This window comes from Allopusillimonas ginsengisoli (assembly GCF_004153455.1).
Classification (GTDB): Bacteria; Pseudomonadota; Gammaproteobacteria; order Burkholderiales; family Burkholderiaceae_B; genus Allopusillimonas; species Allopusillimonas ginsengisoli.
Genome location: NZ_SDQE01000001.1, coordinates 540,208 through 552,977 on the forward strand (window position 1 = coordinate 540,208; position 12,770 = coordinate 552,977).

The window sequence follows — 12,770 nt, forward strand, 5'->3', positions numbered from 1 at the left end:
ACCAGCCTTGTGCAAAACAAGGCTGTCGGCGGCCTGCTGTTCGCACACTATCAGCCGAAACGGCCCGTAATGTAGTCTTCGGTTTCCTTGCGCGCGGGTTTTACGAAAATCTGATCCGTTTCCCCAAACTCCATCAGTTCGCCCAGGTACATATAGGCGGTGTAATCAGAACAGCGTGCCGCCTGTTGCATGTTGTGCGTCACGATCACGACCGTGTACTCGGATTTCAGTTCGGCGATCAGCTCTTCGATCTTGGCGGTCGAAATCGGATCCAGCGCCGAACAAGGTTCATCGAGCAGCAGCACTTCTGGCTTGATCGCCACGCCGCGTGCAATGCAAAGACGCTGTTGCTGCCCGCCCGAAAGGCCGTTGCCGCTCTGGTTGAGCTTGTCCTTGACCTCGTTCCACAACGCCGCTTTGCTCAGCGCCCATTCGACCCGCTCGTCCATCTCGCCCTTGCTCAGACGCTCGAACAGGCGAACGCCGAAGGCAATGTTGTCGTAGATGCTCATGGGAAAAGGCGTGGGCTTCTGAAAGACCATGCCCACCTTGGCGCGGATCAGCGAAATATCCATTTTGGATGACAGCAGGTTCTCGCCATCCAGATTGATTTCGCCTTCGGCCCGCTGCCCCGGGTATAGCTCGAACATACGATTGAAGGTACGCAACAGGGTGGACTTGCCGCAGCCGGAGGGCCCGATAAAGGCCGTGACCTTGTTTTCCTGGATAGACAGGTTCACATCTTTGATTGCGTGAAACTTGCCATAGTAGAAATTGAGGTTCCGGACTTCGATTTTGCTGCGGGCGGCGGTAGGAGTCGTTTGCATGATCGGTTCCTGGCCAAAGCTAGGCTTTGGCCTAAGCGTTTATTTTCGGAAAAGGCTGCGGGCGGCGATATTGATGCCCAGCACAAGCAGGGTAATCAGCACGGCGCCTGCCCACGCCAGGCGGTTCCAGTCTTCGAAGGGGCTGGCAGCGTACTGGAAAATAACCACCGGCAAATTGGCCAGCGGTGCGTTCATGTTCATAGACATGAACTGGTTGTTCAGCGCAGTGAACAGCAGCGGCGCGGTTTCACCCGAAATACGCGCCACGGCCAGCAGAATGCCTGTGATAATGCCGGAGCGTGCGGCACGGTAGCAGATGAACATGATCACCCGCCATTGCGGGCAGCCCAGCGCCGCAGCCGCTTCGCGCAGGCTGTTGGGCACCAGCAAAAGCATATTGTCGGTTGCCCGCACCACCACCGGAATAACCAGTATCGCCAGCGCGAACGCACCCGCCCACCCCGAGTAGTGCTCAACCTGCGCCACATATACCGCATAGATGAACAGACCGATGACAATGGACGGCGCCGACAACAGCACGTCGTTAAGAAATCGTGTGGCCGGCGCCAGCCAGCCACGCTGGCCGTATTCGGCCAGATACGTGCCCGCCAGCACGCCGATAGGCGTGCCGATGACCGTACCCATCGCAGCGATCATGATGCTGCCCAAAATGGCATTCAACAAACCGCCATCAGCACCCGGCGGCGGCGTGCTTTCTGTCAGCAAGGTCAGGGACAATGCCCCGCCCCCCTTGAGCAGCAGCGTAAGAATGATCCAGCACAGCCAGAACAGACCGAACACCACGGTTCCACCGGAGAGTGCCAGCATCACGCGGTTAAACCGTAGCCGGCGCCGGTAGATCGGATTGCGCAGACTGACGACGGAATCGGAATTAAACATTGTCAGAATCTCCGTCTAGGTTTTTGTGCCCTCGCCCTTGCCCAGTCTAAGCAGCAACAGCTTGGACAGCGCCAGAACGACGGTGGTAATCAGGAACAGAATCAGGCCCAATTCCAGCAGCGCGGATTTTTGCATGCCGCCCGCTTCATTGAATTCATTGGCCAGGGCGGACGCAATAGAGTTGGAGGGCGAAAAAATGGAATTCGGCAGATTGAACGCGTTGCCGATCACAAAGGTAACCGCCATGGTCTCGCCCAGCGCACGCCCCAGGCCCAGCATGATGCCCCCAATGACACCGGATTTGGTGAAAGGTAACACCACCTTCCAGACGACTTCCCAGGTTGTGCTGCCCAAGCCGTAAGCGGACTCCTTGAGCATGGACGGAACCAGCTCGAACACATCGCGCATCACCGCTGCGATAAAGGGGATGATCATGATGGACAGAATCAGGCCCGCCGTGAACACGCCAATGCCAAACGGAGGGCCGGCAAAAATGGTGCCCAGCACCGGCACGCCCTCGAAGAGATCGATCAGGCCAGGCTGCACGTATTCCTGGAACAGCGGCACAAAGACAAACAGCCCCCACATACCGTAGATAATGGAGGGAATCGCGGCAAGCATCTCGATGGCAGTACCCAGCGGGCGGCGCAGCCAGGTGGGAGAGAGCTCGGTGAGGAACATGGCAATGCCGAACGAGACCGGCACCGCGATCACCAAGGCAATGGCCGAGGTAAGCAGCGTGCCCACCACAGGCACCAGGGCACCATATACATTCTGGACCGGATCCCATTCATTGGTCCAGAGGAAAGCCAGGCCATGGGCAGCGATGGACTCGCGACTGCCATATATCAGCGACACCATGATCGCACCCAGCAGGATGAAAACAAGGAACGCAAAGGTGCGCGTCAGGTTTCTGAACACAGCGTCCATGAACGCGTTGCTGTCATTTTTCATGTGGATTTCTGGTTTTCGCAGGGGCCACTACTATAAAACAGGTTGCCCCGGCCTTACGGCAACCTGTCGCATTGTCACACAACAACAACGGCGCCGTGTTCGCGGCGCCGTCGCCAGGAGACCGGCGGCCCCAAGGCCGCCCGGCCTGTTTACTTCCAGATCGCGGCGCCGTCGGCTGCCTTGATTTCCTGCTTCCAGCCTTCGGTGATCTGAGCTGTTACGTTATCCGGCATAGGCACGTAATCAAGCTCCTGAGCCATCTTGTCACCATTCTTGAAGGCCCAGTCAAAGAACTTCAGAACCTCGATCGCCGATTCAGGCTTGTCCTGTGTTTTGTGGACCAGGATGAAGCTGGCCGACGTCACAGGCCAGGACTCCGCACCCGGCTCATTGGTCAGCACCACACCCATGCCTGGCACACTCTTCCAGTCTGCGTTGGCAGCCGCGGCGGCAAAAGCTTCTTGCGAAGGCTGCACAAACTTGCCATCCAGGTTCTGGAGCTGCGTCCAGGCCAGATTGTTCTGCTTGGCGTAAGCGTACTCTACGTAGCCGATGGAATTCTTGAGCTGGCGAACATACGCGGCAACACCTTCGTTGCCCTTGCCACCTTGACCGGTGGGCCATTTTACCGCCTTGCCTTCACCGACCTTTTCTTTCCAGGACGAAGAAACCTTGGACAGATAGTTGGTCCATCCGAACGTGGTGCCCGAACCATCCGAGCGATGAACGACGATGATCGAAGCGCCAGGCAGATTCTGGTCGGGGTTCATGGCCTTGATGGCTTTGTCGTCCCACTTGGTGATCTTGCCCATAAAGATATCCGCCAGCACCTCGCCTGACAGCTTGAGCTTGCCCGGCTCGATGCCCGCCACGTTGATCACCGGCACCGTGCCACCGATGATGGCCGGAAACTGGAACAAACCATTCTTGTCCAGCGCCTCACCCTTCATGGGATCATCCGATGCGCCAAAATCAACCGTCCTGGCGATGATCTGCTGCTGACCGCCCCCCGATCCGATGGATTGGTAATTGATGCGATGGCCCGTATCCTTTTGATATTGGGCCGCCCATTTCGCATAGATGGGGTAAGGAAATGAGGCCCCCGCGCCGGTGATATCGGCAGCATGTGCTGCCAGCGAGGCCGCACCAAAGGCGATCCCGACAGAAATTTGTACAAAAACTCGTCTAAACATGGAGGAATCCTCTTGGACTGGAAACTGATTGTTACAGGTTTATCCCTGCTCAGACGAAATAGTAAAGGCCGAATATGACATGTTCGTGACATTCAATATGACATGTTCGTGACAGTTTATCGCGGCCTGGCCACTGGCCAAAATAAGACCTTGCAACGCAGCGCCTGCTATCCCAGCTTCCTGACCAGTTCTGTGTGCAGATTGAACGGACGGGCCCGACCGCTGACCTTTACATAGGTGCCATCGGGCAGCGCCCGCCATGCAAGCTGGTTATCCCGCAGCGCCATCGTGAACGACTCGGAAATAACCCGTTTTTTCAATACGTTATCGAGTATCGGGAAAGCAACCTCAACACGCCTGAAGAAGTTGCGATCCATCCAGTCGGCCGACGACAGATACACTTTTTCTTCGCCGCCCGCGTAAAAGTAAAACACGCGAGAGTGCTCCAGAAAACGCCCAATAATGGAACGCACCCGGATATTGTCCGATAGACCAGGCACTTTGGCCCGCAGGGCGCACGCGCCGCGTATCACCAGATCGATCTTCACGCCCGCCTGGCTGGCCTTGTATAACGCATCGATAATCTCGGGTTCGAGCAGCGAGTTCATCTTGGCCATAATGCGCGCTTTGCGGCCCGCCTGGGCATTGGCCGCTTCAGTGGCAATCAGCGCCATCATGGTTTCATGCAAGGTGAAAGGCGACTGAAGCAGCATCTTCAGCGAGCGTCTCGCCCCCAGCCCGGTCAGCAGCGAAAACAGTTTATCCATATCCGCGCACAACTGGGGCTCGGCCGTCAGCAAGCCAAAATCGGTATACAGCCTGGCTGTGCGCGGATGGTAGTTGCCCGTACCCAAATGGCCATAGCGTCGAATCAATCCTTTTTCGCGCCGAAGCACCAGCGCCATTTTGGCGTGAGTCTTGTGCCCAACCACACCATAGCTGACATGCGCCCCCACCTCTTCAAGGCGAGCCGCCCAGTTGATATTGGTTTGCTCATCGAAGCGGGCCATCAGCTCCACGACCACCGTCACCTCTTTGCCCGCTCGTGCAGCCGCCAGCAACAGCGTCATCAGCTCGGAATCTTCGCCGGTACGATAAATCGTCTGTTTGATGGCAACCACGGACGGGTCCATGGCTGCCGCTGTGAGAAAATTGAGCACGGGCTGGAAGGACTGGTAAGGATGATGCAGCAGGCGATCCTTTTCCGCGATCGCGGCGAACAGCTCGTCAGGCTTGTCCAGCGCATGATCAAATGGCGCGGGCATGGCGGGCCTGTGATCGGAAAACAGCAGCTCAGCGCGATCCACAACATTGCACAGCTGCATCAGCCGCGACAAATTGACCGGGCCGCTCACGCGATAGGTGTCCTGGGGCTGAAGCAGAAACTCCTGTTGCAGGAAAGCCTCGAGCTTGGGTGGCATGGTGTGATCGATTTCCAACCGCACCGCAGCCCCGAAATTGCGCTGTGACAGCTCGCCTTGCAAGGCCTGGCGCAGATTGGTGATTTCTTCTTCGTCCACGAACAGGTCGCTGTTGCGTGTTACCCGCCACTGATATACACCCTTGACATCCAGCCCGGGAAAAATATCGCCAACAAACGCGTTGATCAGCGCCGACAGCAGAATATAGCCATGGGGAATGCCCGAGACTTCGTTGGGCACTTTCATCAAGCGTGGCAGCGCTCTTGGCGCCTGCACGATGGCAATTGCCGCATGACGGCCGAATGCATCCTGGCCCGCCAGCGACACAATAAAGTTCAGGCTTTTGTTATACACCCGCGGAAACGGATGCGCCGGATCCAGTCCAATGGGCGTGAGCATAGGCATCACCTCCCGATTGAACTGCCCATGTGCCCACTCGTAGAGATCTTCGCTCCAGGTGGCGGGCTCCATGAGATCGATGCCCTGCGTCCGCAGCTTGGGCAAGACTTCGTTGGTCAGCAAGCTGTTCTGCCGGTCGATCAGTTCATGGGCGGCACGTTGCACGCACTCAAACGCTTCGCCCGGCGTATAGCCATCCTGTCCGATCACATTTGGCGACTGGCGCTGCTGCTCCTTCAGGCTTGAAATACGAATTTCGAAGAACTCGTCCAGGTTGGAACTGACAATACAAAGATAGCGCAAACGCTCCAGCAGCGGCGTGGCCGGATTTTCGGCCATGGCCAGCACGCGCTCATTGAACTTGAGCAGAGACAATTCACGATTGAGCAAGAGCGGATCCGGCAACTCGGCAGACATATATATTCCGTTTCACGACAGGCGGTTGTTTTTACTGCAAACTTGTGACAGTTAAATGACAGCGCGCAAGAATGATTGTTTTTCACCTCATACTATATAAATGCACACCTTTTCGCCACAGACGGTCACTTGCGCCACCCCTGTCACCAAATTGTGACCAAAACTGAAACTATAATCACCGGGTATTTATTCAAGGCCATACCGGATGGACCAACTACTTGCCGCCATCGACCTGGGTTCAAACAGTTTCAGGTTATCGATAGGACGAGTCGTACAACAGGACGGCGCCGCGCAAATCTACGCCGTAGACAGGCTCAAGGAGTCAGTCCGGCTGGCCGCCGGGCTGGATGACCGCAAAAATCTCGATGACGCTGCCATAGAGCGCGCCGTCACGGTGCTAAAGCGCTTTGGCGAACTGCTGGCGGGCTTTCATCCGAATCGGGTGCGCGCCGTCGCCACCAATACTTTTCGCATCGCCCGCAACGCTGCCGATGTCGTGCAAGCCTGTCAGGATGCGCTGGGCTTTCCCATCGAGATCATCTCCGGCCAGGAAGAGGCCCGCCTGATTTTCTCGGGCATCAGCAACGAACTGCCCCCCTCGGAGAACCGCCGTTTGATGATCGATATCGGCGGCGGCTCCACCGAAGTCATAATCGGCAAGGGTTTCCAGCCGCTGCATCTGTCTTCTCTGTATATGGGCTGTGTCAGCTTTACCCGCGAGTTCTTTCCAGACGGGTGCATTACCGCTAACCGCATGGAGCAGGCGCAACTGGCAGCCCGTCGCGAGCTGGAGCGTATTTCGCGGCTCTACCGCCACACCGGCTGGCAGGAGGCCTACGGCTCATCCGGCACGGCAAAAGGCTTGATCGCTGTCTTGCAGGAAGGCGGAATGTCGCGCAAAGGCATCACGCTCGAAGGGCTTGAGCTGCTCAAAGCCAAACTGATCCACGACGGCAAAGTCATCATGAGTGAGCTGCCCGGCCTGAAACCAGACCGTTCGCTTGTACTGGCGGGCGGCCTGGCGATCATGCTGGCGGCATTTCAGGAACTCAAGATCAAGTGCATGGCGCCAGGAGAAGGCGCACTGCGCGTCGGCGTGCTCTATGATCTGCTGGGGCGCGATTCCCGTCACGACAAGCGTCACGAAACCGTGCGCCAATTCATCAAGCGCTACCATGTGGATACCCGCCAGTCCGAACGCGTCAAGGCCCTGGCGCTCAGCTTCTTCAAGCAGCTCAAGCTGGAAGACACCCCCGACAACCAGGATCTCGAACGCTCGCTTGCCTGGGCCGCAGACCTGCATGAGATCGGCATCAGTATCACACACGCCGACTACCACAAACATAGCGCGTACATGCTCGAACATGCCGACATGCCGGGGTTTTCCAACGATGATCAGACCTTGCTGGCCCACCTGGCGCTGGGACACCAAGGCAAGCTGGCGAAACTGCGCAATCTTGATCCCACGCGCGCAAAATGGCTGACACTGCTCTGCCTGCGCCTGGCTGTGCTGCTGTCACGGCGCCGTGAAACCCAGGAGGCCGTGCCTGTCAGGCTGATGATCAAAGGCAGGCACCTGCGCGTACAGGTGGACAAAGCCTGGCTCGCCAGCAGGCCCCTGACTGAATATTCCCTGCATGCCGAGGAAAAAGAGTGGGGCAAGATCGGCTTCAGGTTCGAACTGCTGCCGGTTTAAACCGGCCTTTGCATGCCAAAATGCCGGCGGTACCGGTCGTCCATGCGCTCAATATCGAGCAATACCGGAAAATCCGCCGTATTGAAATCCGGATCCCAGGCTGGTTTTCCGCAGATATCAGCGCCCAGCTTGAGATAACCCTTGATCAGTGGCGGCATCCGCGCGGGCAGCGCCTGGCCTGCTCGTTCCACAGGATAGGGATGGTGGGGCGTCACGCGCTGCAACGCAGGCTGCGCCGCCAGGCTTTGCATGGCGCGCCGCCAGACCTCAGCTGCCGTGGCGCCATCGTCGCGCAGGCTGACGCTGGCGCAACCGAGCGCGTAGCGATACCCCGCTTCTCGCATCACACAGGCGATTCCCGACCACAGCAGCATAATGACCGCACCTGTACGGAAATCAGGATGAATGCAGGATCGCCCGACCTCGACCAGGTTCTGGCGAATATCCTCCAGACCGGACAGATCGAATTCTGATTCAGAGTAATAATTGCCCGCTTTGACGGCATTGGCGGGTGTGAGCAGGCGGTACGTGCCTACGATCCGATCGCTGGCAAGGTCTTTGACCATGAAATGCTCGCACCATGGATCATAGCGATCCGCATCCAACCCATCGACGGCATCGGGAAAGACGGCGTTCATTTCTTCGGTAAAGATCTGAAAGCGCAAGCGCTGTATGGCTTCCAGCTCTTCGGGGCTACGGGCCAGCCCCATCGACAAGCCCGCCGGAGCGGGGCTGGGCCATGCCGCGCTGCGCGGCGTACTGGACGAAATACGAGCAAGTTCTAGCATACTGGAAGCTCCATGATGAGAGCCTCAGTGTGCACACCCTATATTGCAGGTATTTGTCGCTTTTGTTATGTCTTTGCTAAATCGACGGCAACCAGCTGTTGTACCCCATCTTCGGCCAGCGCCCGATCTTCGGCCTCGACCATAAGCCGCAACTTGGGTTCGGTGCCCGAGGCGCGTATCAACACCCTGCCACGATCGCCCAACTGCTGCTCTACCTTGCGGCGGGCTTCCTGCAAACCTGCGTGATGCTCCCAGTCTATCCCCGGCAATAGCGGCACATTGACCATTTTCTGGGGATACATTTTGAGCCCCTCGAGCAGTTCATCCAGACGCTTGCCGCTGCGCGCCATGGCCGTCAGCACCTGCAGGGCGGCGATGATGCCGTCTCCGGTGGTGTGGCGATCCATGCACAGCAGATGGCCGGAACTCTCGCCGCCATAAAGCCAGCCACGGCTCTGCAGCCCTTCGAGCACATAGCGGTCGCCCACTTTGGCGCGCTCGAATCCCACCCCCAGCGCCTTCATTTGCCTCTCAAAACCAAAATTGGTCATCAGGGTACCCACCACGCCTTCAACCGGCTGCTGCGTCATGCGGTCGCGCACGATCACATACAGCAACTCATCTCCGTTGTAGATACGCCCCTTGTCGTCAACCATTTGCAGCCGATCGGCATCACCGTCCAGCGCAATGCCGAGATCCGCCCCGCGCGCCTTGACTTCCTCGGCCAGGTGTTCGGGGTGCATGGCGCCCACGCCATCATTGATATTGAAGCCATCAGGCTGGCAGCCAATGGCATGCACCTCGGCGCCGAGCTCACGGAATACGTGCGGCACAATGTGATAGGCCGCGCCATTCGCGCCATCCACCACAATGGACAGCCCGGAAAGGTCCAGCTCATTGGGGAAGGTGCTCTTGCAGAACTCGATGTAGCGGCCAGTGGAATCTTCCAGCCGCCGCGCCCGGCCCAATGCCGCCGAACCCACGCAATCGAGCGGCCCGTCGATGGCTTTCTCGATGTCGGCCTCTATGTCATCGGGCAACTTCATGCCCTGCGCGGAGAAAAACTTGATACCGTTATCCTGAAAGGGATTGTGCGAAGCACTGATCACGATACCGGCCGCCAGACGCAACGCACGCGTAAGATAGGCGACAGCCGGCGTAGGCACCACACCAGCCAACAAGACATCCACCCCGGCGGCGGACAGGCCGGCCTCCAGGGCCGACTCAAGCATATAACCGGAGATACGCGTATCCTTGCCGATGACCAATGCGGGGCGACCGCGACCGCTCTGGTGATTTTTGGCGAAAACGCGGCCCGCCGCGTAACCAAGCTTGAGGGCAAACTCCGCGTTGATGGTTGCCCCACCCACTTCGCCGCGCACCCCGTCGGTGCCAAAATATTTACGCTGTGTCATCTGGAATCTCCGGATTCGATAGTGCGCCAGACCTTGACCGCATCGACAGTAGCGGCAACGTCATGAACGCGAAGTATGTTTGCGCCGCGCGCAAGGCCTGCAAGCGCCGCGGCAATGCTTCCGGCCACGCGTCCGGGCGGCTCGCGCCCCACTATGTGACCAATCATGGATTTGCGCGATAGGCCGATCAGCCAGGGGAATCCCTCGACATCGATCTCGCCCAACCGGCGCAACAGCAAGTAATTCTGTTCAACGGTTTTGCCGAACCCAAAGCCCGGGTCGAGCACGATACGATGGCGATCCACACCCGACGCCATCAAAGCCTGCGCGCGCGCAAGCAAAAACGCCCGCACCTCGCCCACCACGTCGCCGTACTGCGGCGCCTGCTGCATGGTCTTGGGCTCACCCTGCATGTGCATCACGCACAGCCCACAACGCGAGGCAGCCACGGCATCCAGGGCGCCGGGTTGGCGAAAACCGTAGACATCGTTAATCATGTCGGCGCCGGCATCCAGCGCAGCCCGCATGACCTCGGGCTTGAAGGTATCCACGGACAGCGGCACACCGCAATCGCGCATGGCCTCGATCACGGGCAGTATGCGCGCAAGTTCGTCGTGGATGGATACGGGATCGGCACCGGGGCGGGTAGATTCACCGCCAATATCAAGTATGTCCGCACCTTGCGAAAGCAGATCGCGGGCATGGCGGACGGCAGAGTCGGGGTCGGCATGGGCGTTGCCGTCGGAAAAGGAATCGGGAGTGACGTTCACGATCCCCATAAGCAAAGGGCGCCCGAGGTCAAGCTCGAAGCGCCCACAAAGCACGGTGTTGCTCATTCGGTGCAGATTGGCTTTTTTAGACGGGTGTCGCCGCCGCGTCGCCGCCCGCAGACGTCAACCCTGCTGGAGGGGTTTTGTCTGTTGTATCGTTGCCCGAGGAAGGCGGTTGGGGAGCTCGCGGAGGACGACCCTCCATGATGTCCTGGATTTGATCCGCATCGATGGTTTCCCACTCGAGCAGCGCATTGGCCATGGCGTGCATCTTGTCGCGATTCTGCTCGATGATGTTACGCGCAACCGTGTACTGCTCATCAATAATGCTGCGGATTTCGTGATCCACCTTTTGCATGGTGGCTTCGGAAACGTGCGTTGTCTTGGTGACGCTGCGGCCCAGGAATACTTCTCCCTCGTTCTCGGCATACACCACAGGGCCGAGTGAGTCTGTCATGCCGTAACGGGTGACGATATCGCGGGCAATGGCCGTGGCGCGCTCAAAGTCGTTCGAGGCCCCCGTGGTCATCTGGTTCATGAAGACTTCTTCGGCGATACGGCCGCCGAACAATACCGCAATGGTGTTGAGCAAGCGCTCTTTGTCCATGCTGTAGCGGTCGCCTTCAGGCAGCTGCATCGTGACGCCCAGCGCACGGCCGCGCGGGATGATGGTGACCTTGTGTACCGGATCTGTCTTGGGCAGCATGCGTGCGACCAAGGCGTGGCCAGACTCGTGGTAAGCCGTGTTGCGACGCTCTTCTTCGGGCATGACGATGGAGCGGCGCTCCGCACCCATGATGATCTTGTCCTTGGCCTTTTCGAAGTCGCTCATGTCCACGGTGCGACCGCTGCGACGCGCGGCAAACAGCGCCGCCTCGTTCACCAGGTTGGCCAGATCGGCACCTGAAAAGCCTGGCGTGCCGCGAGCCAGCACCAAGGGATCGACGTTGGTCGCCAGCGGCACCTTGCGCATATGCACCTTGAGAATCTGCTCCCGGCCACGAATATCTGGCAGCGAAACAACCACCTGACGGTCGAAGCGCCCCGGACGCAGCAGCGCAGGATCGAGCACATCGGGACGGTTGGTGGCGGCGATGACAAGCACGCCCTGCCCGGTTTCGAAGCCGTCCATTTCGACCAGCAACTGGTTGAGCGTTTGCTCGCGCTCGTCGTTACCGCCGCCCAGGCCTGCGCCACGCTGGCGGCCCACAGCGTCGATTTCGTCGATGAAGATTATGCAGGGCGCCTGCTTCTTGGCGTTTTCGAACATGTCGCGCACACGGGCAGCGCCCACGCCGACGAACATTTCGACAAAGTCGGAGCCCGAAATGCTGAAGAACGGCACCTTGGCTTCGCCGGCGATGGCTTTGGCCAGCAAGGTTTTACCGGTACCCGGGGAACCCACCATCAAGACACCGCGGGGAATGCGGCCGCCCAGACGCTGAAACTTGGTGGGATCGCGCAGGAAGTCGACCAGCTCCTGGACGTCTTCTTTGGCTTCGTCGCAACCTGCCACATCCGCAAACGTAATGCTGTTGGTGTTCTCATCCAGCATGCGCGCGCGCGACTTGCCGAAACTGAACGCCCCGCCCTTGCCGCCGCCCTGCATTTGCCGCATGAAGAAAATCCACACGCCGATCAACAGCAGCATGGGGAACCAGGAGATGAACAGGCTGGTCAGGAAGGAAGGCTCTTCGCGCGCCTTGCCCGATACCTGTACGCCGGACTTGACCAGCTCCGGCACCATCCAGAGATCGCCAGGCGATGTCAGGCTATAGGGGCGACCACTATCAGGCGTGACGTATAAAGTATCGCCCTGGATGTCCACTTTGTTGATGCGGCCCGCCTGCGCATCGTTCATGAACTGTGTATAGGTAACGCTGTCTGAGGTCGCGGCACGTCCGTCAAACTGTTTGAAAACAGTAAAAAGAACGAGTGCGATCACCATCCAGATCGCAACCTTCGAAAAAGAGTTGTTCAAAGCCAATCT

The 12,770-nt window shown here is 58.5% G+C and carries 10 protein-coding genes; 1 reads left to right on the forward strand and 9 read right to left on the reverse strand.

Features of this window, described 5'->3' with window-relative positions:
* Positions 1-50: 50 nt before the first annotated feature.
* From pstB to ppk1, 5 genes are all read right to left on the reverse strand, one after another.
* The gene (gene pstB, locus ERE07_RS02790; protein ID WP_130007275.1) at positions 51-827 is read right to left on the reverse strand and encodes a phosphate ABC transporter ATP-binding protein PstB; all 777 of its coding nucleotides are present in this window, start codon (positions 825-827) and stop codon (positions 51-53) included.
* Positions 828-866: 39 nt separating this feature from the next.
* Positions 867-1,727: a phosphate ABC transporter permease PstA gene (pstA, locus tag ERE07_RS02795; RefSeq protein ID WP_130007276.1), complete on the reverse strand. Its 861-nt coding sequence runs from the start codon at positions 1,725-1,727 to the stop codon at positions 867-869.
* Positions 1,728-1,742: 15 nt separating this feature from the next.
* Positions 1,743-2,681 carry a phosphate ABC transporter permease subunit PstC gene (pstC, locus tag ERE07_RS02800; RefSeq protein WP_130007277.1) on the reverse strand — a complete coding sequence of 313 codons (939 nt, stop codon included), beginning with the start codon at positions 2,679-2,681 and terminating at the stop codon, positions 1,743-1,745.
* A 149-nt stretch (positions 2,682-2,830) separates the two neighbouring features.
* Positions 2,831-3,874: a phosphate ABC transporter substrate-binding protein PstS gene (gene pstS, locus ERE07_RS02805; RefSeq protein WP_130007278.1), complete on the reverse strand. Its 1,044-nt coding sequence runs from the start codon at positions 3,872-3,874 to the stop codon at positions 2,831-2,833.
* Positions 3,875-4,041: 167 nt separating this feature from the next.
* Positions 4,042-6,111 (reverse strand): polyphosphate kinase 1, encoded by a 2,070-nt coding sequence (gene ppk1, locus ERE07_RS02810; protein ID WP_130007279.1) that lies wholly within the window; start codon positions 6,109-6,111, stop codon positions 4,042-4,044.
* Positions 6,112-6,316: 205 nt separating this feature from the next.
* Here ppk1 and ERE07_RS02815 point away from each other — a divergent pair, with 205 nt between their 5' ends.
* The gene (locus tag ERE07_RS02815) at positions 6,317-7,807 is read left to right on the forward strand and encodes a Ppx/GppA phosphatase family protein (protein ID WP_130007280.1); all 1,491 of its coding nucleotides are present in this window, start codon (positions 6,317-6,319) and stop codon (positions 7,805-7,807) included.
* On the opposite strand, the gene ERE07_RS02820 is transcribed toward ERE07_RS02815, so the two are convergent.
* The 4 genes from ERE07_RS02820 to ftsH form a co-directional block, all read right to left on the reverse strand.
* Complete coding sequence (locus tag ERE07_RS02820; RefSeq protein ID WP_130007281.1) at positions 7,804-8,595, reverse strand: GNAT family N-acetyltransferase; 792 nt, start codon at positions 8,593-8,595, stop codon at positions 7,804-7,806. The genes ERE07_RS02815 and ERE07_RS02820 overlap by 4 nt on opposite strands.
* Before the next feature lie 65 nt (positions 8,596-8,660).
* The gene (gene glmM / locus ERE07_RS02825; protein ID WP_130007282.1) at positions 8,661-10,010 is read right to left on the reverse strand and encodes a phosphoglucosamine mutase; all 1,350 of its coding nucleotides are present in this window, start codon (positions 10,008-10,010) and stop codon (positions 8,661-8,663) included.
* Entirely contained in the window at positions 10,007-10,846 is an 840-nt protein-coding gene (folP, locus tag ERE07_RS02830; RefSeq protein ID WP_130007283.1) for a dihydropteroate synthase, read from the reverse strand. The genes glmM and folP overlap by 4 nt, the downstream gene beginning before the upstream one ends.
* Positions 10,847-10,865: 19 nt before the next feature.
* Positions 10,866-12,761 carry an ATP-dependent zinc metalloprotease FtsH gene (gene ftsH, locus ERE07_RS02835; protein WP_130007284.1) on the reverse strand — a complete coding sequence of 632 codons (1,896 nt, stop codon included), beginning with the start codon at positions 12,759-12,761 and terminating at the stop codon, positions 10,866-10,868.
* Positions 12,762-12,770: the final 9 nt, after the last annotated feature.

Bases quoted from the DNA above. Each gene is read 5' to 3' on its own strand.
- pstB (WP_130007275.1), bottom strand. From the start codon at position 827: ATGCAAACGACTCCTACCGCCGCCCGCAGCAAAATCGAAGTCCGGAAC.
- pstA (WP_130007276.1), bottom strand. From the start codon at position 1,727: ATGTTTAATTCCGATTCCGTCGTCAGTCTGCGCAATCCGATCTACCGG.
- pstC (WP_130007277.1), bottom strand. From the start codon at position 2,681: ATGAAAAATGACAGCAACGCGTTCATGGACGCTGTGTTCAGAAACCTG.
- pstS (WP_130007278.1), bottom strand. From the start codon at position 3,874: ATGTTTAGACGAGTTTTTGTACAAATTTCTGTCGGGATCGCCTTTGGT.
- ppk1 (WP_130007279.1), bottom strand. From the start codon at position 6,111: ATGTCTGCCGAGTTGCCGGATCCGCTCTTGCTCAATCGTGAATTGTCT.
- ERE07_RS02815 (WP_130007280.1), top strand. From the start codon at position 6,317: ATGGACCAACTACTTGCCGCCATCGACCTGGGTTCAAACAGTTTCAGG.
- ERE07_RS02820 (WP_130007281.1), bottom strand. From the start codon at position 8,595: ATGCTAGAACTTGCTCGTATTTCGTCCAGTACGCCGCGCAGCGCGGCA.
- glmM (WP_130007282.1), bottom strand. From the start codon at position 10,010: ATGACACAGCGTAAATATTTTGGCACCGACGGGGTGCGCGGCGAAGTG.
- folP (WP_130007283.1), bottom strand. From the start codon at position 10,846: ATGAGCAACACCGTGCTTTGTGGGCGCTTCGAGCTTGACCTCGGGCGC.